Here is a 22,114-nt window from a genome sequence, read left to right on the forward strand (position 1 = left end):
TGACGATTTACCGGATTATCCCTATTTACCGGGGCGCTATCGCAAGCCGAAAACCGGAACCCCGCGTCACGTCGAAGCCTGGAAACCCGCGAAATCCGCACGCAGCCGAAGATCCCGACACGCCGAAATCCGTCCTCCGAAACCCGCGAAGCTCGAACAGACTGGAAACCGCCATGGCGAAAAGCATGGAAATCGTTCCGTCCGGCGAATTGCAGAAGCAGTTCGGGCGCTATTCCGACGAGGCGATGATCCGCCCGGTCGGGGTCAGCAGGAACGGCCGCGTGCGCTTCGTCATGGTCCCCGTTGACGAATATCGCCGCCTGCGCCGCCGTGAGCGCGTCGCGGGCCGCGTGGAGGATCTGGATGAAGACACCCTCGAAGCGATCCGGGCCGTCGAACCCGCGCCCGAGTGCGACGACGCCTGACCGGGACCTGATGCTGCCCAAGCCGGGCGAGGTCATCAACTACAGCTACCTCTGGGAGTACGAATATCGCGCCGGCCGCGACGAGGGCATCAAGGACCGCCCCGTGGCGGTGGTGATCGTCACCCGCTCGGCCGACGGCTTCGATGATGTTCTCGTCGTTCCCATGACGACCACGCCGCCGGCGAGGGACCAGCATGCGATCGAGGTGCCGGACGCGGTGCGCCGCCAGTTGGGCCTCACGGCCGAACGATCCTGGATCATCGTCTCGGAATGGAATCGCTTCACCTGGCCCGGCTACGACATCCGGCCGGTCAAGAAGGGCGGACCCGGCGTCAGCTACGGTTTCCTGCCGGCGGGACTGTTTCGCCGCATCCGCGATGCGATCGTCGCCGGTGCGATCGGCCGCCCGATCGACCGAAACGCCTGACCCGCCCCCTGTTCGCCCCGTCTCGCCAAGCGGCGGGGCCGCTGCCGGCATGGAGCAGGAGAGGGGAGGGGGGAGTGATCGGGGCAGGCAATGAGGAGACGGTTCCATGTCCGATACAACACGCCCCTATCATGGCGACGACATCGCGGTCTGGCCCGACGGGGACTGGGCAACGCTCGGCGACGTCCGCAGGGGCGATTTCGACTGGCGATCCGACGACTATGAGATCGTCCGCATCGAGGATCATCAGCGGTTGAGGGATCTCGGCCTCGCGGACGAACTCGACATTCCCACGCAATAGGGCACGCCATAACCCAGGTTCAGCGATCGGACCGAACCGCACGCGAGGCAGCGTCCCGCCACCCGAGGGGTGGCGGCGGGCAGCGAAGGGAAGGGGGAGGGCGGTGGCGGGCTGAAGGAGCGCGTCATGTTCGCTCCGCCCGTCAGCGGAGCACCGCCATGTCCCGATCCCGTCCCCCGGCAGTCCATGCCCCAAACCACGCCGATGTCTATTCCCGCATCACCGCCGAGATCGTCGCCGCGATCGAGGCGGGCGCGGGCAGCTTGCGCATGCCCTGGCATCATGACGGCGCCGCCATCACGCGGCCCGAGAATTTCAGCTCGCGCAAACGCTATCGCGGCGTAAACGTGCTCCTCCTCTGGGCGGCCGCCACGCTGCACGGCTACGGGAGCGGCCAATGGGGCACCTATCGCCAGTGGCAAGCCGCCGGCGCCCAGGTCCGCAAGGGCGAGCACGGCACCACCGTCATTCTCTGGAAGGAGGCGGCGTCGCACGACGATCATGACGACCAGCCGGGCAAGGCCCGAGTCTTCGGCCGCGCCTTCACCCTGTTCAACCTCGCCCAGGTCGACGGCTATGCGCCCGGCCCGGCCGCGGTGCTGCCGGACCGCGCCCGGCTCGGCCAGGTCGACGCCTTCTTCGCGGCGCTGCGCATCCCGCTCGAGGTCGGCGACCATCAAGCGCACTACCGCATCGCGCAGGACCGGATCTTCATGCCGCCCTTCGCGGCGTTCCGCAGCCCCGCGCATCATGCCGGCGTGCTGATCCACGAGGCCGCGCACGCGACCGGGGCAAAGCACCGGCTTGCCCGCAATTTCGAGGAGCGGTTCGATCGGGCCGGGCGCGCTCTCGAAGAAATCTGCGCCGATCTGACGGCGGCGTTCATCCTCGCCGACCTCGGCATCGCCCACCATCCGCGCCCGGACCATGCCGCCTATATCGCTTCCTGGCTACGCTCGCTCAAAGACGACCCCCGCGCGATCTTCGCGGCCGCGAGCAAGGCGCAGCAGGCGGCCGACTGGATGCACGGCCAGCAATCCGATCGACTCGCCCGCGCCGTCTGACGATCCAGCCGGCTCCCCGCGATCACGGCCAGGCTTCGGCATTTGAGCCTGGTCAAGCCACATCCATCGACGTGGGGAACGACGTGGATGTCCGCACCAATGCCCCTTGAGAGGAAATAGTATGACATGGCTCGTCCGCAACCAGAGTGACCGCGCCTTGTTCTGGTCCGGCGCCCAACGGTGGGTCGATATCGCTTGTGAAGACCTCGCGGTCTTCGATGACCGCCGTAAGGCTAGCTCGACCCTGCCGATGGGCGGAGAATGGGTCGACAAGGACCATCTTGCCGACAGCTCCGGCTCGACGGCCAGGCTCGACATCAAGGTTCAGGCGTCGGCGCACAGCGACGACTACCGCATCGACGTCGATTTCGATGCCGCCCCCTGGTTCGCCCAGGCGAGCGAGCAGGATATCCTCGAGCTGGCGCAATGCGAATGGGGCGGCGACTATCCGGCCGACTCTGTCGCGCTTCATATGGCCGAACAGAATACCGAGCTGCAGAGGATGTTCGACTATATCTCGATCGCCGGCACGGAGCGCGATCCGGTCGGCTTCGAATGCTATGTCGATGGCGACGACGCCCGCGCCTGGCTCAACCAGCAACGACCCCATCTCCTGCCGATCATCGCCCGGATGGACGAGGAAAACGAACGTACCGAAGACGCGCGAAAGGCGATCGAGACCGCACTCAAGACCATCGGCACGGCCTGAGCTGCGCCGGCATATGCACCCGGGCGGAGCCTGAACGCAGGTTCCGCCACCTCCTTCTCGAAAAGACGTTTCCCCGGGCGCTCGTCGCGGCCGCGCGAACCCATGCCTTCCTTCCCTGCCACCCACGACGGAGACGCATCATGGCTTCTTCCAACGCTCCCTCGCGCGCCGAGCGGATCGCGATCCTCAACGACAATGCCCGCTGGGCCTTCGACCGCACCGTCCGGCATGTCGTGACGCCGGCCTGCGTCGCGGCGCTGGCGCCCGACGACACGCAGTTGCAGCGGGTCTGGGCGCGCGCCCGTCTGCTCATGGCGCTGCGGCAGGCCCGGTTCAGCGGCGATACGCCCGAACGCGACCGCGCCGAATTCACGATCGACGGCCACCGGCTGCGCTTCCGGATCGACTATTACGACCCGACGCTCCGGTTCGGCTCGGAAGATCCGGCCGATGCGGCGTGCACCGTGCGTGTCATCACGATCATGCTCTGCGGCGAAGACTGAACTGCCGCACCGGCGCCCGATCCACAGCAGGTCCGGCCAGCGGCCGATGGCCGCGCGCCACCGGGCGCCCAGGAGGAAAGGGGGAAGGGAAAGGCGAGCCGGCCCGATCCATGCCGGTGCCATTTCCGTTTCAGGAGACCTCCGCCATGATCCCTTCCGCGCGGCCCGACAACTGGGCCGACCGTGCGGTGGCCGCGCTCATCGCCGCCCATGACCGTTCCGGCCTTGCCGGCGCCCAGGCCGAATGGAACGCCATCGTTGCGCGCGACCGGCCCAAGGCGTTCGCGGCGAGCGTTGCGCTCAGACGCTTCCGGGAAGCGCTGAAGGCCACCTGCACCGACCCTTGATCCGCTTCGCCCGCATCCCCCGCGGCTGAGCCGCCTTTCCATCGCCCGCGCCTGTCGCGGCCGGCCGTCGCCCCCGGGCCGGCCGTGCCGCGTGCCTTGCGCCTTCACAGGACGACCCGCGCCATGGCTGTGCCATCCGATCCCATCAAGGCGATCTGCAAGCTCCTGCAATCCGCCCAATATCGTCATGACATCCACCGGCTGTTCTCCGATTGCATGGAAACCGCCGCCATCGCCATCTCCAACGCGGTGGACCTGCGCCAGCGCGACGCGCGCGAGGCCCGCTACATGGAGATCGTCGGGCGCTACGATCGCGAAACCGTCGAGATGTTTCCCCGCGTGCTGGCCGAACTGGCGCTCGCGCTCGAGGAGGAGCACCGAGACGTGCTCGGCCTCGTTTTCGGCGAGCTCGGCGTCGCCAACACCGTGCGCGGGCAATTCTTCACGCCTTATTCGCTCTGCCGCACGATGGCGGCGATGACGCTTGGCGGCGGCGACAGCGCGAAGACGCTGATCGAGGAAAAGGGCTTCATCTCCGGGATGGAACCCGCCTGCGGCGCCGGCGCCATGGTCATCGCGCTGGCGGACGCGCTTCATGCGCAGGGAATCAACTACCAGCGACATCTCCATGTGACCGCCGTCGATATCGACCCGCGCGCGGTCCACATGGCCTATCTGCAATTCTCGCTGCTCCATATCCCCGCGCATGTCGTCGTCGGCAACTCGCTGTCGCTGGAGACGCGCGAGAACTGGTACACGCCGGCGCATATCCTCGGCGGCTGGAACGCGAAGCTCGCCAAGCGCGAGGCGACGCGCGGCCCCGTCGCACCGCTTCCGCCAGTGGCGGAGCCTCCGCCGGCCGCGCCTCGGGGCAAACCCGAACCCTATCGTGCTCCTTCCCAGCTCAGCCTGTTCTAGCCCCAGCCCCGATGAGAGGATCGACGTCATGCGTATCCGCCATATCCAGATCTTCGCCGACGTGCTGCGCGCAAGCGGCCCCACGCTCGCCCGCGAATATCACAGCCTGATGACCGCCGAGGAGCACGAGTTCCCGTCCGAAGCCGCCCGTGCCCGCTACGCGGCCGTGGTCCACGCGGTCGGCATGATGACCGACACCAACCGCTTCCTCGCCGGGCTCGCGGACCTCGGCTACGAGGCGGGCGCCACGGCGAGCCGCGCGCCGGTCAAGCCGGTGTGCCGGATCTGCGGCAGCGAGGATGTCAGCCGCAACGCGACCGTCCGCTGGGACCAGGACCTGCAGGACTGGACGCTGACCGGCATGTTCGACAACGCGACCTGCGACGATTGCGGCGCCGAGAGCGACGCGCTCTGCGACTGGCAGGCCGTCGAACGGCCACCGGCGCCGCTGGAGCCCGCGGTCGGCGCGCGCGTGCGCATCATCGAACGATCGCGCATCGGCGGCGACCGTTTCAAGGGACGGGAAGGCGAGATCATCCGCCAAGGCCGGTTCGGCTTCTATGTCCGGCTCGACATGACCCCGCGCGAGCGCGTGCAGAAGGTCGAGCTGGTCGAAGCGCCGTTCCTCACGATCCTCTCGCTTCCCGCCGATCCGGTTCTCCCGCAACAGGACACCGCCATGTTCAACAGCTTCCAGCGCCAGTGCGCAGCTGTGTTCGGCGGCGGCGACTTCGCGCATGTGACCACGCTCGACGAGGTCCGCGCTTGCGACGACACGCTGTTCACCTTCCTGATGATCGAACTGTCCGGCCCGGAGGACTGCACCGACCTGCCCGAGGCGGTGCGGCGGCTCGAGCAGGCGCAGTGCGACATCCAGGGGGTTCTCGACCGGTTCGGCGAGGAGGAATCTTGAACCGCTTTATTGTCATTTCGGGATGCTCGGGCGGCGGCAAATCGACGCTGATCCTGGAACTGGCGCGGCGCGGCTATGCGGTCGTCGAAGAACCCGGCCGGCGCATCGTCGCGGAAGAACTTGGCGGTTCGGGACTGGCCTTGCCCTGGGTCGATCTCGCGGCGTTCGCGACACGCGCCGTTGACATGGCGCTGCGCGATCGGGACCGGGCGCGGCACATACCGGGCCCGGTGTTCTTCGATTGGGGATTGATCGATGCCGCAGCGGCGCTCGAACATGCGACCGGTCGGCCAGCTTTGAAAACCTATTCCGCGGAACGCTACAACCGGCGCGTGTTCCTGACTCCGCCCTGGCCGGAGATCTATGTCAGCGATCTCGACCGGCAGCACGGATTGAAGGACGCGATCGAGGAATATGACAGGCTGCTGATCGCGTTCGCGTCGCTCGGTTACGACATCGAGGCGCTGCCCAGGATCACCTTCGCCGAACGCGCCGACATCGTCGTCGATGCCTTGAAACAGGTGCTTTGACGCGCACATGGCACGACGGCCCGCGATCCCCGGCGATCGCGCGTTGCGCGGAAGTCAATCGCTCCCGGCGCAACGCGCATCCCATGCTACCGGCTGCTCGCCTCGAAGTCCGCGCGCAGATGGGCCGTGTCGTAAATGATCGTGATCTTCCGGAAGCGCTGCGCATCCTCGGTCAGCTCGAAAACATCGACACATTCGAATTTGACGAGCTTGCCGCTGCCGAGCGTCCAGTCATATTCGAAATGCAGGGCGATGGCCGGGCCGCCGCTCGACGTGTCGAAGACATTGAGCAGCTGCGTTTCCGATCGCTCCGTGTCGGCAAACAGATCAGTATAGAACGACCGCGCGTCGCGCACGCCGTAGAGGGGAGACGACACCTGCGCGTCCGGCGTAAAGAGCGCCAGAACGGCATCCAGATCGCCGCTGTTCAAGCCGGCCAGATAGTGTTCGCAAAGTTCGATACTCGTCATGCCTGGTTCCTGAAAAAGGCCAGGCCGACGTCTCTCATCGAAATTCGCCAGCCTGGCGGTCTCGATGAATCATGGTCGATCCGAGCCGCGTTTCAGACGCGGCGATAATAGGCTCGTTGCGGAATCGGATTGACCATTGCTCGCCTATGGCCGCGGCCGATCGCGCCGGTCAAGCCGAATGGATCATGCGGATATCCGTCTCGCGCCTGCCCGGGCGAACCTGCTTCCGACCCGACGGACAAGGAAAACCGCACGCGCCCGGCGCGGCCCACGATGTGCGCCAGGCGCTGACGCGCCGGGGAGGAAGGGAAGGGGGGATGAGCATGGCGGAACGATGAAAGGACACCATCATGACCGACTTCCAGACCAGCATTGTCATTCTCCCGGCCATTCCCGCGCAGGACCTGACGCCGATCGAGCGGCTGCTCCTCGCCACCATGTTCGATCACCGGATCGAGGGCGACAGGATCCATTTCCACAGCTGGACGGGCATGCGCGAGAAGCTCGTGCTCACGCTCGCCGAGCTGCACGGCGCCATCCGCGAAACCCGGGGCCTCTCGCCCGCCGTGCTTCGTCTGCTCGGCGACAGCCTCGATCTTGCGCTCGGCTGCGGATCGCATCTGGTCTTCGACCTCGAAGGATTCTCCTGGGAGCATATCCTGCTGGACATCGTCCGGCGCTCGGCGACGCTCGATCATCTCGCCATCGTCACCGGCTATGCACCGACGCAGGCCGAACATCGCCCGGAGGCGATCGGCGGGTTGGTCATCGTCGTGACGGCGGACAGCATCGCCGGCAAATCGCTCGACGATTGCCTCGCCGAGCTGCTGCAGGACCCCACGGACGACATGGCCGAACCGCTTCAGGCCGCGCGATCCGGGCTGCCGCTGCTGCATGTCGTCTGCCGCAATTGCGGGGGCGGGCGCATCGTCCGCGATGCCTGCGCCACCTGGGACACGCCGTCCGGAAAATGGGTGCTCGCCAGCGTCCACGACTGCGATTTCTGCGAGGCGTGCAACGCGGAAAATGTCGATCTCGCGCGCTGGGCGCCGGTCGACGGCGCGGCGAGCAGCCTCTGGCCGCCGATCGCGGGCGACCGGGTGCGGGTCGTGGACGGACCCCATGAGGGGCGCGAAGGGCTGGTCCGCGTTAAGACCATCGGTCGCCTCTTCGTCACCCTCGACATGACCGGCGACGAGCTTTGTCCCCCGACCTTCCTGATGCCGCCCGAGCAGCTGGTGGTCCTTTCCCTCGCGAATCCGACAACGCCGCGCCCCTCCTCGCGGAGTCACGTCCATGGACAGCCGTGAGAAATATCCGATCGAGCCCGGCATGTGGATCAGGACCGAGGAGGGGGAGAAGCTCTTCTTCCGGCGCTATTCCTCGACCGGCCACTGGGGCTTCTTCGCCGACGGCAACCACCACAGCGCGCGGGAGCACAAGCTTCCGCTCGCGGGCCTCAAACCCTGGCACAGGGACGCACGCCCATGAAAACCCAAGCCATGACCAGCGGACTTCGCCTCACGCTCAGCAAGACCGAGCTGCAAGCGCTGCTCACCCTCGCGCGCTACGGCGCACGGCAACTCGAGACGAACGGCCACTCTTATCTCGTGCCGAGGCGGCAGGAAGCCGTTGCGGGCGACGTCATCCATGGCCTCGAGCGCGGCCTTGCCGATCTCCAGTGGAAACAGGCCGAGGCCCAGGCGCGGCGCGACGCGCCCAAAAGGGAGGCGGCGGCCCGCGCGGCCCGCGAACATCATGCCGAGGTAGACGGCTTTTTCGTCTGGGGCATGCTCGGTGACTGGACCGATCTCTCCGACGATCCCGACCGGCGCCAATGGGCCGACATGTTCCATCCCGACACGCAGCCGCGTGAGCAAGGGGAGATCAGGCGCAACGTCTGGCGGATCTTCATCAGCAAGCGCGGTGCGGCAGCGGGCGACCTTGTCGTTCTCCCCGGCGACTGCACGCAGACCGCCGATCGCGGCGAGATCGAACCGCTCACCCGCGCGATCATCGCCGGGCACATAGGCGCGGCATGACCAGGCCCGGCGCGATCCGGCCCGACGTAGTTCGCCTCGATCAAGCCATCGCCGACCTCGGCCATCCCAAGGTCCAGGTGCTGATCGTCTCGGACGGCCGGGACGATGGCGACTGGCCCGAAAACCCGATCGACGATCTGCGACCGTCCGACTGGCCGGGCTACGACGTCCATGATCCGGTCCGGCGCGGCAGCCACAGCGTCTGCTTTTTCAGCCCGCAGGCCGAGGCGCGCTTTCCCGGCCACCGCAATGTCGCGATCCGCGTCGAGTTCCTCATCGCCTTTCGCTGATCCCGTCGGCCCGGCGTCCGCCCGGTCCCCTCGCCGCGCGACATCCTGTCCTCCCGGCTCCGGCGCCAGGCGCGCGAGCGCGCCGCAGCGGAAGGAGAGAGGGGGAGGGGAAGGGCGAGCATCGGGCTCGGACAACAGGCGGCTCTCACCCTTCACGGGGCGGACCTGCCGCATTCCACGAGGAGATCCCCCTTGACCACGCCAGAACCGCCCCATCCCACCATGCTGCCGCTGTCCAGGATCAGGCCGGGAGACAATCCCAGGCGCTATTTCGACCGCCAGAAGCATGAGGAAATGGTCGTCTCGATGCGCCTGCGCGGCGTCCTCCAGCCACCCCTGCTTCGCCCGACCCCCGGCGGCGATGGCGACACCTACACCCTCGTTGCCGGCGAGCGCCGCTTCAGGGCGGCCCTCGAAGCCTTCGGTCCTGACGGCGCGATCCCGGTGTTCATCCGCGAGATGACCGACCAGGAGGCGCTCGAAGCCGCCATCGACGAGAACGACAATCGCGACGACGCGTCGGAAACGGAACAGGCGGATGCAGCGGCCCGCCGGCTGGCGGCATGCCATGGCGACCGCGCCGAAACCGCCCGGCGGCTCGGCTGGTCGCGGGCGAAGCTCGATCGCCGCCTCGCGCTCGCCGAACTGTCCGAGCCGGTCAAGACCGCGCTCGACGAGCGCCGCATCAAGGTGGGCCATGCCGAGCTGCTCGCCGCCGTCCCCAGGGACAAGCAGGACAAGGCGCTCGAGACGATCCTGCGCGCCGGCCTTGACGTCGGCAAGACCCGGGACCTGCTCGCCAAGGTCACGCAAAGCCTGGCGACCGCCTGCTTCGACAAGGCTGAATGCGTGGCCTGCGCGTTCAACTCGGGCGTCCAGCGCGTCCTGTTCGAAACCCATGTGGAGGACGGCTATTGCACCAATGCGGCTTGCTTCCAGCTCAAGACCGAAGCGGTCGAGCAGGCCCGCCGCGAGGAGCAGGAGCGCGCCGCGCAGGCGGCAGCGGCCGACGCGCTTCCCTCCGACGATGGCGAAGACGATGAGGAGGACAACGCCGACCTCGACACCATGGCAGCGCAGGACGATCCGGCGCCGGCGACAGGCGATGCCGCGTCCGCCGGCACGAAGGGCAAGCCTGCGTCCGCGGCGTCGACCCCGGCCGGTTCCGCGGCGGGCGCCGCCAAGTCGGCCGTCACCGCCAAATCGATCGCGGGCCGGACCAGGGAGCTGCGCGAAGCGACCTGGCGTACCGCGCTCGCCCGGGCGCTGGCGGGAAATGCCGAACACGCCCGAACCGCGATCCTGGTCGCGGCGATGTCGGGCACGCTCTCGCAGATCAAGCCCGACACGCTGACGGCGCGCGCGGGCCTGCTGGTCGATGCCTCGTTTCCGGACCTCGACTATGGCGGCAAGATCGCGGCGATCCGCGAATTGCCGGACGGCCAGGGCGCGACGGTGCTCTCCGCGATCGGCGCGGCCTATGCCAAGGACGTCGCCAGCTTCGAGCATGTCGCCGACCTCGCCAGGGCGTTCGGGGTCGACCTGCGCGACAGCTGGCAGGTCGACAAGGTCTTCCTCGAGCAGTTCACCAAGGAAGAACTCAAGTTCATCGCCCGGGAGGTCGGCCTCATCGCGCATATGGGCGACCAGGCGTTCGCCAAGCGGCTCGGCGGCAAGAAGGCCGAGCTTGTCGGCAGCATGCTCGCCGCGCTCGGGTTCGATTGGGCCGGGCGGCTGCCGAGCGCCATGGCCCTCGACGGGACATACGGCCCGCCGCCGGCCCCGGCCGATGTCTCCCGGCAGACCGACGCTCCGATTGCGGAACTCGCCGCCTGACCCGCTTCCCCGCTCCTACAGACAAAGGACGACCATCATGCTGATTTCCAGCCTGCTCCCCCTCATCAAATGCTATTCGCTCGGCATCGATCTCGTTGCCGGCCCCGAGGACAGCGTCACCCTGACGATCCTGCCGCGCAAGGTGGAAGGCGCCGACCGCAAGCTCGAACCCGGCGAGGCCCGGCCGATCGCGATCACGGGAACCGCCGCGGAGATCGACGCCGAGCTCGGCCGCGGGCCGGAGGGCGCGCTCGGCCAGCTCATCGCCGCGCGCAGGACGCTCGCCGACCAGATCGAGGAGCAGCGGCAGGCGGCCGAAACCGCGAAGACCGCCGCAGCGGAGTCGATGAAGGCCAAGGCCGCGGCGGCGCTCGCCAAGAAGACCACGCCCGCCACGCCTGCGAAGGCCCCGACCCCGAGCGGCCCGCCGGCCGATGCCAAGCCGGAGGAGCCCGCCAGCCTGTGGGTATGACCTCGCCGATCTTCCCTCCGATCGACCTCTTCCATGACCCTCAGCCGGAAGGCATTCCCATGCAGATCAATGTTCTGACTCCAGTTTACCGCTACGACGGCATCGAGCTTCCGGTGCCGTCGCATCTCGCCGGCGACCGGGCCGGGCTTCGCGCCTATCATGCGACGCTCTATCCGGCGATCCTCAATGCCGAGATGGCCGATGCCGGCGTGATCGGCACGACCCACGTCACCGAATATCGGCGCGCTGTCGGCACCAAGGGCAGCTGACCCGTGGCACGCCGCAACAGAGCGGCCATCCCGCCCGAACCCCGCAAATCCCTCCTCGAATGGATCGAGTCCGACGATGGCGACAGTACCGGTTCCACCCCTCCCGCCTGCTCGCGACAGGCCCAGTCGCTTCATGCGCGGATCCTCGCCGATCCCGCCCATGACAGGGGCGAAACGCCCGAGCCGCTCGCGCCACCCTCCGGATTGCGGCTCGCGCCGCTCGGCTGACTTTGCGGGGCGGCCGGTCACGCTCTCGGCCGACATCCCGGCCATGTTCGACGCGCCGCTGGCGGCGCATCACCGGCTGATCGGGCGCTGGGCCGCCGCGCGGGACATGGCGGTCCGGCGCTATACCCGCGTCGAGGCCCGCCGCCATATCGAGCGGGTCTTCAGCAGCGCGGTGCTCGACATATTGCGGCCGATCGAACTCGCCGATTTCCGGGTGGTGGTCCTGCACGGCACAATGGCCGAGCCGCCGGCGCTGGCTCTGATCTGCGACGATCTGGGGCAACTGGACCTCGGATGGATTGAGGACAGCGATGCCCCGATTGCCTGGCGCGCCGCGGTCTATCGAACGCTCGAACAGACCCTGGGCTGTGTCCTCCCGGTCTTCGCCTATGGCGACCTCTTCGAGGAAATGTCGATGTATTATTGGGAGGGGGAAACCGACGACGAAGCCGCCCGCGAGTGCCTGATCCATCATCAGGGTGTCGATCCCGACGAGATCGACGAGCAGGCGCTGCCATCAGCCATGAGAGCGCGGCGCCCCGACTGGATGATCGGGGACAATGCGGCGCCATCGGACCAGCTCCCGGCCGGACTGCGCCGCAAGCTCGACACGCTCGACAAGGCGCGCGATGCCGTCACGGGCGTCCCGCCGGACCAGGACATCTGGCACGTCGATCGCGAGATCGTGGGCGCTTACCTCCCCGGCTATGACGAATGCGCGCCGATGCCGCCGCTGACCCTTGTGCCCTTCGAGCAGTTCGCGCGCGAGCTCGACGACCTTGCGCGCCAGGGCATGGAAATGGGCTTCATGGACGTCGCCGGCTTCTGCCAGCTGGAGCAGGTCGACCGGATCGACGGCTGGTTCGCGTCCCTGACGCTCGGCGCGCAATTCCTCTTGGCCGTCCAGGACCTGGTCCAGCTCGATCCAACCACCCTTTGAGGTCTCCCATGTCCAACCATTCGACTCAATTCGAAGCCACCCATGGCGGCCTGATGCTGGCCAGGGCGATCCTGCTCTACCGGAGCGAACCGATCCGCAACGTAAGCCCCTATGTGGCCCCGCGCGAAGGAACGGCGGCCTTCGCGAGCATCCATACGATCAGGCATGACAAGGACGGTCGGCCGACCATCGCCGCGGGCACCCCGCTGACGCGTGCGCATCTGCGGCAATGGACCGACGTCCTTGGCCGGACGACCCGACCCGAGATCCTGCCCGGCCATGTGCTGGTCGCGCATCCCGAGATGCTCGCCTGGTGGGTTCCCGAAGCGGTCCGCGCGGGCTATTTCGCGCTGTCGAACCCTCCGGCGGGCCTTCAGCTCCTCTCGGAACGAACGGTGGTGCCGGTTCCCTATCCGGCGCATCTGTTCGTCGCCACCCGATCCGGCCTCGGCGTCTATGCCCTGCCGGCGAACGAGCGCCCCACCGCCGACACCGGACTGCTACATTCGCCGGTCCTCAATGTCTTCGTCAACGGGCAGCTTTGCTGGGGCAATATCCCCCAGCCGAAGACGCCCGGCGTCGCTTCCATCCCCGACTATGAACGCGCGTTGTTCGACAGCTGGTCGACGCATCCCAATCCGGGCCAGGAGTTCACCATCACCGGGAAAGGCGGCCTCGCGCGGCTCTGGGACGATCTCGCCGCGCGCAAGGCACGCCGTTTTCCGGTGAAGCGTCTCAAGCCCTTTAGAGCAGATGCGGGCAGGAGGGCCGCGACAGGTGCGATGACCTTCGGCCAGCTTATCGCGGGCGCGAGGCGATGACCATGTTCGCCGACGATCCGACCGCGGCCGCGGTTCTTGCCGACATGCCCTGCTATCCGGTCCCGCACCAAGGACGCTCGCCCGGCCTCGATGCGCTGCGCGCGGCCCGCACGGGCCACGGTCTGGCGATCGGGAAGGACGGCGTCATGCTGGTCCTGCGCCGGCCCTGGCTCGCGCTCGATGTTCTCGTCACGCCGCCGATCGACGCCTATCTTCCCTATGGCAGCGTCGGCGCGCCCAGGGCCGATCTGCGCTGCGGCCGCATTCCCCGCGCCCATCTCGACGAGATTCTCGATCATTTCCACGCGGCGCTGCCCAATGAGGCGGCCGCGTTCATCCTGTGGCACGAGACGACCGGAGAATTCGTCGTGCGTCTGCCGGCCATCGACGAGGCCACGCCGACCCGGCTCGTCTACCGCCCCCCGGTCCTCGAATCCGGCTGGCATCTGGTCTGCGACATCCACAGTCACGGGATCGGCCGCGCCTTTTTCAGCGCCACCGACAATGAAGACGACATGCACGCGACGAAGATGGCGCTCGTCTTCGGCCGGCTCGGCCAGCCGGACGGCCCGATGACGGCCTCGCGGCTGTGCGCGGGTGGCCTGTTCCTGCCGATGCCGCGCAGTCCTTTCGCAGGAGATCACCATGCAGCCTGACGCCATGGACCGCCACTATCTTCCCGCCGCCTTCGCCCATCGCACGATCAATATCCTGCTCGTCGGTTGCGGCGGCAACGGCAGCCAGATGCTGATGGGCCTGGCATCGCTCGACACGGCGCTGCGCGCGATCTCCCCGCGATCGCTGCACGTCACGACGGTCGACGACGATATCGTGACCGAAGCCAATCTGGGCCGCCAGCCTTTCTACCGCTGCGACCTGGGCAACTCCAAGGCGCACACGCTCACCGAACGGATCAACCTGGCGCATGGCCTCGACTGGACGGCGGTTCACGGCCGCGCTCCGCAAGCGATCGGGGTCGATGACTCCCATATCCTCATCAGCTGCGTCGATACGGCCTCAGCCCGCCGCGCGCTCGGGGCGGCGCTCGACCACGCAAGGAGCGTCCCTGTCTACTGGATGGATCTCGGCAATCGCGCCACCGACGGACAATATCTGATCGGCTGCCCGAGCCGCGCGGTCGACGAATATCGCCGCCTGCCGACCGTGCTCGAATATTTCCCCGAGCTGGCCGACGAGAGCCAGCCCGACGACGATGCGCCGTCCTGCTCGATCGCCGAGGCGCTCCGGCGCCAATCGCTGTTCATCAACCGGATCGTCGCGAGCCACGCGCTTGGACTCCTGTTCGATCTCCTGGGGCGCGGTTCAATCGGCCACGCCGGTGGATTCATCAACCTCGCCAGCGGCCAGACCGTCCCGATCCCGCTACCGCGCACCGAGTGAAGCGCAAGCGCATAACCTTCCGCGGAGGCCTGCCGGCCGACATTTCCCCAGGCCCTCCGGGCCGCGAGAGGAAAGGGGGAGGGCGATGGCGATCATCATGGAGATCGCCACCATGCTCACCACCCGCAGCCAGCGCTGGCGCGAACGCCGCGCCCGCTATGTCGATGACCTGACCGTCATCGACCCCAGCGACTTCGCGGTTGACCAACTCGACCCGTCGCCGGCACGCCAATTCGTTGCCGCGCACCATTATCTGCCGAACTACCCCGCCGCACAGGTCGCGGTCGGCCTGTTCGGCAAGCAGGCTGCCCTGGTCGGCATTGCCGTGTTCGCCACGCCGTCGACGGCCAGCGTTATCACTCGCCATACCGGCTTCGCCGACCCGGCCCGGGGCACGACCCTCGCGCGCTTCTTCCTGTTGTCCGAAATCCCTGGGAATGGTGAAACCTGGTTCCTGTCGCGGGCGCTTCGCCTGCTGCGCCGCGAGCGGCCCGGCATCGAGGCCGTCGTCTCCTATTCGGACCCGCAGGCCGGCCATATCGGCCAGTGCTATGCTGCGTTGAGCGGCGCTTTCCGCGGGATGACCCCGCCCAGGACCGCTTACCGTATCGCGGGCACCCCGATCTCCGGGCGGAGCCTGTCCAAGATCCGGCTCGGCGAGCGCGGCGCGGCGGGTGCGATCGACCAGCTCGTGCGTCTCGGCGCGCCACGACCGAATATCCAAGAAGCACCCGACATCTGGTTAGCCCGGCTGCGGCGCGATCGCATCCTGGTTGCCGAAAGGACGCTTGGCCTGTTCGCGTACAGCTTCGAGCTCACCCCCGCGGCGCGGCGGCAGGGTCGGGCGCTCCCGCGCAAACCCTATCCCAAGCAACTCCCGCGGGCGCATCCGCAATTTCCGTTCATGCTTGCCCGCTGACGCGCGGGCCCCGTCCAGGGGACACTCGACATGACCGACCGCTTCGATCCCGCGGATGCGGGATGCTGGATGGCGCACGGCCGTCCGACCCACCACGCCCATGCGCTCGCCGACGCCTGGCGCCGCTTCCCCGACCTGCCGAACGATGCGCCGCTCGACGCGCGCATGGCGCGCGCCCGCGAGCGCGTCCAGGCGCTTCGCCCGCTCAACGAGGCGATCGGACTGGAGTGCGAGCGGCAGCGCGTGACCGCGAACTTCACCTCGATCGAGCGCCAGCTCGCACAGGGCAGCACCGACAGCCGCCATGTTTCGATCCTCCACGCCCGCGACGTCCACGGCTATGGCTGGGACGCTGCGGTCGCCTATGCCGACGGGCGCTACGCAGCCCGAGCCGGATGGATCGCGCGCGCGCCTTCGCCGCCGCGACCGGGCGAACCGGATATCCGCCGTCCCGCTTATGCTCAAGGGTTTCTGGATGGCGGCGGCCAGCCCGACGACCTTTTCGACGTCGCCCGCCGCTCCTTCGCGGCAGCTTCCCCGGAAGCACTGCGCACGGATAGTCCGCGCGCCGCACGGTCGCTTCCCAGCCAATGGCCTAGTCCGACCGACGTCCCGGCGCCCGTTTCATGGCGACGGCGCCTGCTCTTGCTCGGCGCCGGCGAGGTCGTGGCCGGGGAAATCGACATCCTTGCGATGCTCCGCGAACGGCCCGGACATGAAGCCGCGACGATCCTCGTCATCGATGCCGCAACCGGGCTGCGCCCGCTATCGCTCCTTACGGACCCGGCGCCCACCGATGGCGCCGCGCTGCGCCGACTGCTGCGCGAGGGCGACCACGCCGATATCCTGGTCGTTGCCGACGCCGCGGAGCTCGGCCGTCTCGACGCCGACGCCGCTCTCCTGCCGCTTGCCCGAACGATGGAACGGACCCGCAATTCGGTGATCCAGCAGCGCGCGCAATTCCGCCGCTGGCTCGCTCGCGGCCGCGCGCCCGGCGACCAGTTCGCGGGCGGACATATCAGATGGAGCAAGATGGCGGCCGGGCTCTCGGGGCGCCTCGGGGACTTCACGGCGCGATACGCCGGCCCGGCGGAGCCGCGCGGCCACCGCATCGTCATCGAGGACGGAGATGGCCCGGCGATCGGCTACCGCACCGCGCTCGGCGAGGCACTCCATCCCGAGATCGTCATCGGCAACAAGCGCCATGCGCGAAACGCAATGACCGAGCTCTTGCGCCAATTTGCGGCTTCGCTCCGGCTCGTCTGATCGGCGAACCCGGCGCCAGGCGCGCGAGCGCGCCGCAAGAGGAGAGAGGGGGATGAGGGGCGAACAGTCCCGGAGAACCCCCATGCGCCTTTCGGTTCGCCTGAGCCTCGACCAGTTCTTTCGCGGCTTCGCCACGGGTCCGCCCGGCATGCCCCGGCCGCGATCCCGCCGAACGGACAAGATGTGTCCTGATAGGTCGCGCCTGACCAACGGTCGCCACCGGATCGCTTCACACCAAGCCTGAATCGAACCCGCCATCGCCGGCGGCAGCTTCAGCGTGCCCGCCACGTCACCGACGTCCGGCACGCCGCGTCCGCGCGTCCGCCGCGCCTCCCCGGATTCCCCCATCAATCCAGCCGCGCCCACGCAGGCCCGGCTGCGCGGAGTCATGTCCATGACACAGTTCCAGATCCTCTATCCCCACACCGAGAACGAATGGCGGCCGCTCACGATCGGCTTCCGCTACGCACCGCACGAGGGCCAGCAATATCTCTGGTCAAGCTACAAAGAAGCCGAAGCCGCCCGCCAGTGCCTTCTGCGACAATCGCCCGATGCCGAACTGCGCATAACGCTTGCCGGCGGGAACATCGGCGACCTCGACTGGCAGACGCGCGAGAAGCTGCGGTTCGCCGACGGCGCCTATCAGCCCACACCCTGGCATGACGAGCCCTGGTATCAGGCCCGGCACGAGGAGCACTTCTGCCACATCTCCGCCGCGCAGCCGGGCAAGATCGCGTTCACCGAGAACGCAGCCAAGGGCCAGGCCGACCGCCAGCTGGTGATGTCGCCCGGCCGCTATCTCCACCGCTTCTTCAGCGAGTATCTCGACAACAATGCGATCGAGGAGTGGTGCGCCAGGCTCTCGGTGCTGCTCCAGGAACATGCCCTCAAGATCACCCAGGACGCCGACGAGATCGAGGAGGTCTATGTCGGCGGCCCGAGCAGCTGCATGGCCCATGAGGCCAGTGTGTTCACAAGCCGATGCCACCCCACGCGGGTCTATGCCGGGCCAGACACGGCGCTCGCCTATATCGGCCCGCGTAAGGACGCCTTGGCCCGCAGCGTCGTATGGCCGGCCCGCAAGATCTACACCAGCATCTACGGCGATGTGTCGCGTCTCAGGCTGCTCCTCGAAAATGCCGGCTACACCAAAGGAAGCCTCAACGGCGCGCGCATCCGGCGCATCGAATATGGCGACAGTTTCGTCGTCCCCTATATCGACGAGGGCGACAATCTGCGCGACGACGGCAAGTATCTCGTCATCGGCGAGGGCGATATTTCGTCCGACAACACCAACGGGGTGGCGGACGCTCCAACCTGTTGCGACCATTGCGACCGCGAAACCGACGACCGCGACACGGTCCACTTCGCAGACGGCAGCACCGAGGAATGGTGCTATGATTGCAGCGGCGATCACAGCACCTACTGCGACTATAACAACTGCCGCTATAGTGACGATGAATCCTTCGTCACCGTCTACAACAACCGCGGTGCGAACACCGTCCTCGAGGAGAATGCCGAGGATTACGGCGCCGTCTATCTGGACGACCGCGAGGAATGGTGGGCCAAGAGCTCCTGCCGCCAATGCGCCGCGACCGGCCAATGGTTCCACGCCGAGGACCTCACCGAATATGAAGGCGAATGGCTCAGCGAGGACCATGTTCCCGAGCCGTTCGACGATGACGACGAGGCTCTCGCCAACGCCCATATCCTGACCTGGCACCAGTTCCAGGAGGAGATGGCCGCGATCCACGCGGAGGTCGCCCTCTGGGAGGCCGCCGGTGCGCGCGCCCAGGCCGAGCGCCTGCGGCGCGAGCGAGCCGAGGCCGCCCAGCTTCGTATCGATACGCTGCGCCAGAATATCCAGCCACTCGCCGACGATGCGCCGCCCAGCCCGCGCGGAGATCCTCTCGCCGCCATCGCGACGACCGCGCCCGTTCCGGTCCACGCCTACGCAGGAGCCTGACCCATGACCTATTGCAGCGTTGCGGGCCGCGCCGGCCTGCTCGAAATCCTGTCATGGGCACGCCCCCATGACAGCGCCGCCGAACGCGCCTTTGCCCGCGAATTCCTCGATACCGTTCCCGGCATGACCGCCGACGTCTTCGGCAACCGGATGCTCGCGATCGGCGATGCGCCCCGGGTGATGTGGAGCTGCCATATCGATACCGTCGCGCGCCGCGACGGATATCAGCAGGTCTGCATCGACGCCGCCGGGGTTGCGGCGCTGAGCGACGGCAAGCCGGGCATGTCGCTCGGCGCCGACGACGGGGCCGGCATCTGGATCATGCTCAACATGATCGCGGCCGGTTGTCCCGGCTTCTACCTGTTCCACCGCGGCGAGGAACGCGGCTGCCTCGGATCGCGCTGGATCGAGCAGAACAATCCCGCGCTTCTGAAAAGATTCGACGCGGCCATCGCCTTCGACCGCGCCGATTTCGACGATGTGATCACGCATCAAAGCTATGGGCGGACCAGTTCGGACGCGTTCGCCAAGAGCCTGGCAGCGGCGCTCAACAACCTCGACCCGGACTTCCGATACGAACCCGACGACACGGGTATCTACACCGACACCAACGAATATGCGGGCATCATTCCCGAATGCTCCAACCTGTCGGTCGGCTATCACGGCCAGCACGGCCCCCTGGAAACGCTAGACGTGCGCCACTGCGAGAAGCTGCTGGCCGCGATGCTGCGGTTCGACGCCTCCCGTCTGACTATCGCGCGCGACCCATCGGTCCAGGAGGACGATCGCTGGGACTGGTTTGAAGGCTATCGCGGCAGTCGCGACGACTTCGTCGAGGCGGTCGCCGAATATCCTCGGCTGGCCGCACAGATCCTGCAGGAATGCGGCATCACCGCGGACGAGTTCCGGCGAGCCGCCTGGGAGGAAGAAATGAACGACCGCGCCGCCTACCGTTCGCTCATGCCGTTGTAGGGCGCCAGTCGCGCCGGCGATCCGAGGGGGCTGTCCCCGCCACTCCCTTCTTCCATTCCATCGTTCGACGGAGCGATCCCCGTGGCACGCGGACAACCCCGCCGGACATTCGCCACATCCTCATAGCAGCGCCATCGCCCGGGTTCGCCCGCGAACGGGCGGCCAGCCCCGCGCCACGTCCGGCCATCCTCTGCCCCTTGCAGGCGATTTTCTCGTCCCCGCCCTCCGGGCGGTCGACGCCGCGCCGGGAAAGCGAAGGGGGGAGGGCGGTGGCGGTTCAAGCCCAAAGGAGACCGACATGACCGACTTTCCTTCCTTTTCCTCCGTCCAACCCGCGATTCCCGAAAGCGACATGACGCCACTCGAACGACTCGTCCTCACCGCCATGTTCGACCATCTGTCCGCTCCGCACGGGCTCCAGTTCTACAGCAGGACGGGCATCCGCGAGGGGCTGGTCCTGCCGCTCGGCCAGTTGCGCGCGGCCGCGATCGAAAGCCACGACCGGTCGCCCGCCGCGGTCAACCTGCTCGAAGCGGCGATCGACCTCATGACGCTGGGTGACGGGACGATCGGGTTCGACCTGACCGCGCAGGCCTGGGAAACCCTGTTCCAGGATATCGTCGCCCGCTCGGCGACCATCGGCCGCATCACCATCCTGACCGTCCATGGCGGGATCGCCGTCGAAAACGCGCTCGCTGCGCCCGGCGGCAGCGTCACCGTCATCACCGCCGACCGGATCGCCGGCAAGACCCTCTACGACTGCCTCTACGATCTCGAGGCCGATCTGTTCGGTGTCTCCGAGGAGCCGCCGCTGCTCGAGGACCGGAGCGGACCGGGCGACGCCGACATTCGCGCGGTCATCGCGGACATGCTGCGCGCCGACGACCGGCTCGCCCCGCTGGCACCCGGCGATGTAGCCGAGGGCGATATCCGTCGGGCGCGCTCCATCGCGGACATCGACGGCAATGACGACGAGGCCCGCTGCCGCGCGCTCTACGACATCGCCAGGACTGCGATCGCCCATGCGCGCAGTCGCACGGCCCGGTTGCGATAGGCGCCCGACAACCACGGACCCGCCCGCGTCGCTGGATCCTGTTCCAGACAAGGACAACCGCCCATGACCCGTGGCCCCACCTTCACCTATTCGCGCTGGCGCCACGGCGGCTGGTATGTCCACGGCGTCACCTACCCCAGCCGGGCGGTTGGATGCGTCTCGAGAAACTATCCCGACGGCAAGTGGCGTATCGTCTGCGATCCGCGGCCATTCGAGGAGCGACCGACCTTCAAGACCCGCGGGGACGCCGCGCTGGCCGAATGGCGGCTCGTGCAAGAACAGATCGCGTCGGGAGATGCCCCGCCCGATCCGTGAGCACGGCCATTGGAATGCCGGATCGCGCCCTTGTCGATCACGCCCTTGTCGGGCGGCTGTGAAGGCGAGGGGGAGAGGGGAGGATGCGCCGCCGGGACGACGACCTTGCCCCGTTTCGGCCCTTTCCCCCCTTGCACAAGGAGAATGATCGTGCGTCTCACCGATCATATCGCCGCGCGCCGGCACCTCTACCGCCACCCGCGCCCGTTCGCGCCCTTGCTCATGGTCATCGACATTCCCCGGACGCTCGCCGGCGACGGACTGGCGCTCGGCCGCTATTATCCGGTCATCGTCGAAAACGAGCAGGAGCTCGGCGAGTTCGAAGATTTCCTGTCGGCCGACCGTGACAGGCCGGTGCCGCCCAACCTGCTGGATCACCGTCCGAGCAGCATCGAGGTACCCGGCGTCACCTTCTTCGAATTTGCGCCGAGCGAACCCGGCTGGCCCTGGCTCCTGCTGTGCCAATGGCCGGCGCAGCTCGCCGGACAGCTCGACAGCGATCCCGACCTGCTGGCGCGCGGCGCCTATACGACGGAGACGTTCGCCAGCCGGCGCGAGCTGCTCGCCGGGGTCACGCTGCTGCTCGGCATGATCGACAAGACCCATCCCGCGCATGTCTTCCTGCGCGTGTGCCCGATGGCGGCGCAGGCCTGACATCCCCGGCGCCCGGCAACCGGGCGATCGCCCAGATCACCGATCCATCAAGCGCCGGCACG

Annotated in this window: 30 protein-coding genes; 29 read left to right on the top strand and 1 reads right to left on the bottom strand. The window is 67.7% G+C overall.

Annotation, left to right across the window (positions count from 1 at the left end; all coding sequences use genetic code 11):
* Window positions 1-173 precede the first annotated feature (173 nt).
* The 10 genes from PX554_RS19885 to PX554_RS19930 all read left to right on the top strand — a co-directional run bounded on the left by PX554_RS19885 (window position 174) and on the right by PX554_RS19930 (window position 6,137).
* Window positions 174-425, top strand: coding sequence for a type II toxin-antitoxin system Phd/YefM family antitoxin (locus PX554_RS19885; protein ID WP_275504220.1), 252 nt, complete (start codon window positions 174-176; stop codon window positions 423-425).
* On the top strand, window positions 364-852 hold the full coding sequence (locus tag PX554_RS19890) for a hypothetical protein (protein ID WP_275504221.1): 489 nt from the start codon (window positions 364-366) through the stop codon (window positions 850-852). Before PX554_RS19885 ends, PX554_RS19890 begins: the two co-directional genes overlap by 62 nt.
* 106 nt (window positions 853-958) lie before the next feature.
* Window positions 959-1,153: a hypothetical protein gene (locus PX554_RS19895; RefSeq protein WP_275504222.1), complete on the top strand. Its 195-nt coding sequence runs from the start codon at window positions 959-961 to the stop codon at window positions 1,151-1,153.
* 158 nt (window positions 1,154-1,311) lie between these two features.
* Complete coding sequence (locus tag PX554_RS19900; protein WP_275504223.1) at window positions 1,312-2,217, top strand: ArdC family protein; 906 nt, start codon at window positions 1,312-1,314, stop codon at window positions 2,215-2,217.
* A gap of 121 nt (window positions 2,218-2,338) precedes the next feature.
* Complete coding sequence (locus PX554_RS19905; protein ID WP_275504224.1) at window positions 2,339-2,926, top strand: hypothetical protein; 588 nt, start codon at window positions 2,339-2,341, stop codon at window positions 2,924-2,926.
* Window positions 2,927-3,066: 140 nt separating this feature from the next.
* On the top strand, window positions 3,067-3,429 hold the full coding sequence (locus PX554_RS19910; protein ID WP_275504225.1) for a DUF3768 domain-containing protein: 363 nt from the start codon (window positions 3,067-3,069) through the stop codon (window positions 3,427-3,429).
* A gap of 146 nt (window positions 3,430-3,575) precedes the next feature.
* Complete coding sequence (locus PX554_RS19915; protein WP_275504226.1) at window positions 3,576-3,776, top strand: hypothetical protein; 201 nt, start codon at window positions 3,576-3,578, stop codon at window positions 3,774-3,776.
* Window positions 3,777-3,899: 123 nt separating this feature from the next.
* The gene (locus tag PX554_RS19920) at window positions 3,900-4,694 is read left to right on the top strand and encodes an N-6 DNA methylase (protein ID WP_275504227.1); all 795 of its coding nucleotides are present in this window, start codon (window positions 3,900-3,902) and stop codon (window positions 4,692-4,694) included.
* A 28-nt stretch (window positions 4,695-4,722) separates the two neighbouring features.
* Window positions 4,723-5,607, top strand: coding sequence for a hypothetical protein (locus PX554_RS19925; RefSeq protein WP_275504228.1), 885 nt, complete (start codon window positions 4,723-4,725; stop codon window positions 5,605-5,607).
* Entirely contained in the window at window positions 5,604-6,137 is a 534-nt protein-coding gene (locus PX554_RS19930; protein WP_275504229.1) for an AAA family ATPase, read from the top strand. Before PX554_RS19925 ends, PX554_RS19930 begins: the two co-directional genes overlap by 4 nt.
* Before the next feature lie 86 nt (window positions 6,138-6,223).
* Here PX554_RS19930 and PX554_RS19935 read toward each other — a convergent pair whose 3' ends face one another.
* Window positions 6,224-6,607 carry a nuclear transport factor 2 family protein gene (locus PX554_RS19935; protein WP_275504230.1) on the bottom strand — a complete coding sequence of 128 codons (384 nt, stop codon included), beginning with the start codon at window positions 6,605-6,607 and terminating at the stop codon, window positions 6,224-6,226.
* Between the two features lie 350 nt (window positions 6,608-6,957).
* Between PX554_RS19935 and PX554_RS19940 the strand changes: the two genes are divergently transcribed.
* The 19 genes from PX554_RS19940 to PX554_RS20030 all read left to right on the top strand — a co-directional run bounded on the left by PX554_RS19940 (window position 6,958) and on the right by PX554_RS20030 (window position 22,052).
* Window positions 6,958-7,917, top strand: a complete 960-nt coding sequence (locus tag PX554_RS19940) for a KOW domain-containing RNA-binding protein (RefSeq protein ID WP_275504231.1) — start codon at window positions 6,958-6,960, stop codon at window positions 7,915-7,917.
* Entirely contained in the window at window positions 7,904-8,098 is a 195-nt protein-coding gene (locus PX554_RS19945; RefSeq protein ID WP_275504232.1) for a hypothetical protein, read from the top strand. The genes PX554_RS19940 and PX554_RS19945 overlap by 14 nt, the downstream gene beginning before the upstream one ends.
* Window positions 8,095-8,649: a hypothetical protein gene (locus PX554_RS19950; RefSeq protein ID WP_275504233.1), complete on the top strand. Its 555-nt coding sequence runs from the start codon at window positions 8,095-8,097 to the stop codon at window positions 8,647-8,649. Before PX554_RS19945 ends, PX554_RS19950 begins: the two co-directional genes overlap by 4 nt.
* Window positions 8,646-8,939 (top strand): hypothetical protein, encoded by a 294-nt coding sequence (locus PX554_RS19955; protein WP_275504234.1) that lies wholly within the window; start codon window positions 8,646-8,648, stop codon window positions 8,937-8,939. The genes PX554_RS19950 and PX554_RS19955 overlap by 4 nt, the downstream gene beginning before the upstream one ends.
* Window positions 8,940-9,131: 192 nt before the next feature.
* On the top strand, window positions 9,132-10,775 hold the full coding sequence (locus PX554_RS19960) for a PRTRC system ParB family protein (RefSeq protein WP_275504235.1): 1,644 nt from the start codon (window positions 9,132-9,134) through the stop codon (window positions 10,773-10,775).
* A 37-nt stretch (window positions 10,776-10,812) separates the two neighbouring features.
* Window positions 10,813-11,247 (top strand): PRTRC system protein E, encoded by a 435-nt coding sequence (locus PX554_RS19965; RefSeq protein WP_275504236.1) that lies wholly within the window; start codon window positions 10,813-10,815, stop codon window positions 11,245-11,247.
* 59 nt (window positions 11,248-11,306) lie between these two features.
* Window positions 11,307-11,516 carry a PRTRC system protein C gene (locus tag PX554_RS19970; protein ID WP_275504237.1) on the top strand — a complete coding sequence of 70 codons (210 nt, stop codon included), beginning with the start codon at window positions 11,307-11,309 and terminating at the stop codon, window positions 11,514-11,516.
* Between the two features lie 3 nt (window positions 11,517-11,519).
* A complete protein-coding gene (locus PX554_RS19975) occupies window positions 11,520-11,744 on the top strand; it encodes a hypothetical protein (protein WP_275504238.1) in 225 nt (74 codons plus the stop codon).
* A gap of 43 nt (window positions 11,745-11,787) precedes the next feature.
* Window positions 11,788-12,684 carry a hypothetical protein gene (locus tag PX554_RS19980; RefSeq protein ID WP_275504239.1) on the top strand — a complete coding sequence of 299 codons (897 nt, stop codon included), beginning with the start codon at window positions 11,788-11,790 and terminating at the stop codon, window positions 12,682-12,684.
* Between the two features lie 8 nt (window positions 12,685-12,692).
* Window positions 12,693-13,505 (top strand): PRTRC system protein B, encoded by an 813-nt coding sequence (locus PX554_RS19985; protein ID WP_275504240.1) that lies wholly within the window; start codon window positions 12,693-12,695, stop codon window positions 13,503-13,505.
* Window positions 13,502-14,161 carry a PRTRC system protein A gene (locus tag PX554_RS19990; protein WP_275504241.1) on the top strand — a complete coding sequence of 220 codons (660 nt, stop codon included), beginning with the start codon at window positions 13,502-13,504 and terminating at the stop codon, window positions 14,159-14,161. The genes PX554_RS19985 and PX554_RS19990 overlap by 4 nt, the downstream gene beginning before the upstream one ends.
* Window positions 14,151-14,906 carry a PRTRC system ThiF family protein gene (locus PX554_RS19995; protein WP_275504242.1) on the top strand — a complete coding sequence of 252 codons (756 nt, stop codon included), beginning with the start codon at window positions 14,151-14,153 and terminating at the stop codon, window positions 14,904-14,906. The genes PX554_RS19990 and PX554_RS19995 overlap by 11 nt, the downstream gene beginning before the upstream one ends.
* 85 nt (window positions 14,907-14,991) lie before the next feature.
* Window positions 14,992-15,825: a Mom family adenine methylcarbamoylation protein gene (locus tag PX554_RS20000; RefSeq protein WP_338061615.1), complete on the top strand. Its 834-nt coding sequence runs from the start codon at window positions 14,992-14,994 to the stop codon at window positions 15,823-15,825.
* A 30-nt stretch (window positions 15,826-15,855) separates the two neighbouring features.
* Window positions 15,856-17,091: a hypothetical protein gene (locus tag PX554_RS20005; RefSeq protein ID WP_275504243.1), complete on the top strand. Its 1,236-nt coding sequence runs from the start codon at window positions 15,856-15,858 to the stop codon at window positions 17,089-17,091.
* A gap of 394 nt (window positions 17,092-17,485) precedes the next feature.
* Complete coding sequence (locus PX554_RS20010) at window positions 17,486-19,057, top strand: hypothetical protein (protein ID WP_275504244.1); 1,572 nt, start codon at window positions 17,486-17,488, stop codon at window positions 19,055-19,057.
* 3 nt (window positions 19,058-19,060) lie between these two features.
* Window positions 19,061-20,029: a M28 family peptidase gene (locus tag PX554_RS20015; protein ID WP_275504245.1), complete on the top strand. Its 969-nt coding sequence runs from the start codon at window positions 19,061-19,063 to the stop codon at window positions 20,027-20,029.
* A gap of 298 nt (window positions 20,030-20,327) precedes the next feature.
* On the top strand, window positions 20,328-21,083 hold the full coding sequence (locus tag PX554_RS20020) for a hypothetical protein (RefSeq protein ID WP_275504246.1): 756 nt from the start codon (window positions 20,328-20,330) through the stop codon (window positions 21,081-21,083).
* A gap of 63 nt (window positions 21,084-21,146) precedes the next feature.
* Window positions 21,147-21,398, top strand: a complete 252-nt coding sequence (locus PX554_RS20025; RefSeq protein ID WP_275504247.1) for a hypothetical protein — start codon at window positions 21,147-21,149, stop codon at window positions 21,396-21,398.
* Window positions 21,399-21,548: 150 nt separating this feature from the next.
* Window positions 21,549-22,052 carry a hypothetical protein gene (locus tag PX554_RS20030; RefSeq protein ID WP_275504248.1) on the top strand — a complete coding sequence of 168 codons (504 nt, stop codon included), beginning with the start codon at window positions 21,549-21,551 and terminating at the stop codon, window positions 22,050-22,052.
* Window positions 22,053-22,114: the final 62 nt, after the last annotated feature.

It is taken from the genome of Sphingomonas pollutisoli, assembly GCF_029167165.1.
Taxonomy (GTDB): Bacteria; Pseudomonadota; Alphaproteobacteria; order Sphingomonadales; family Sphingomonadaceae; genus Sphingomonas; species Sphingomonas pollutisoli.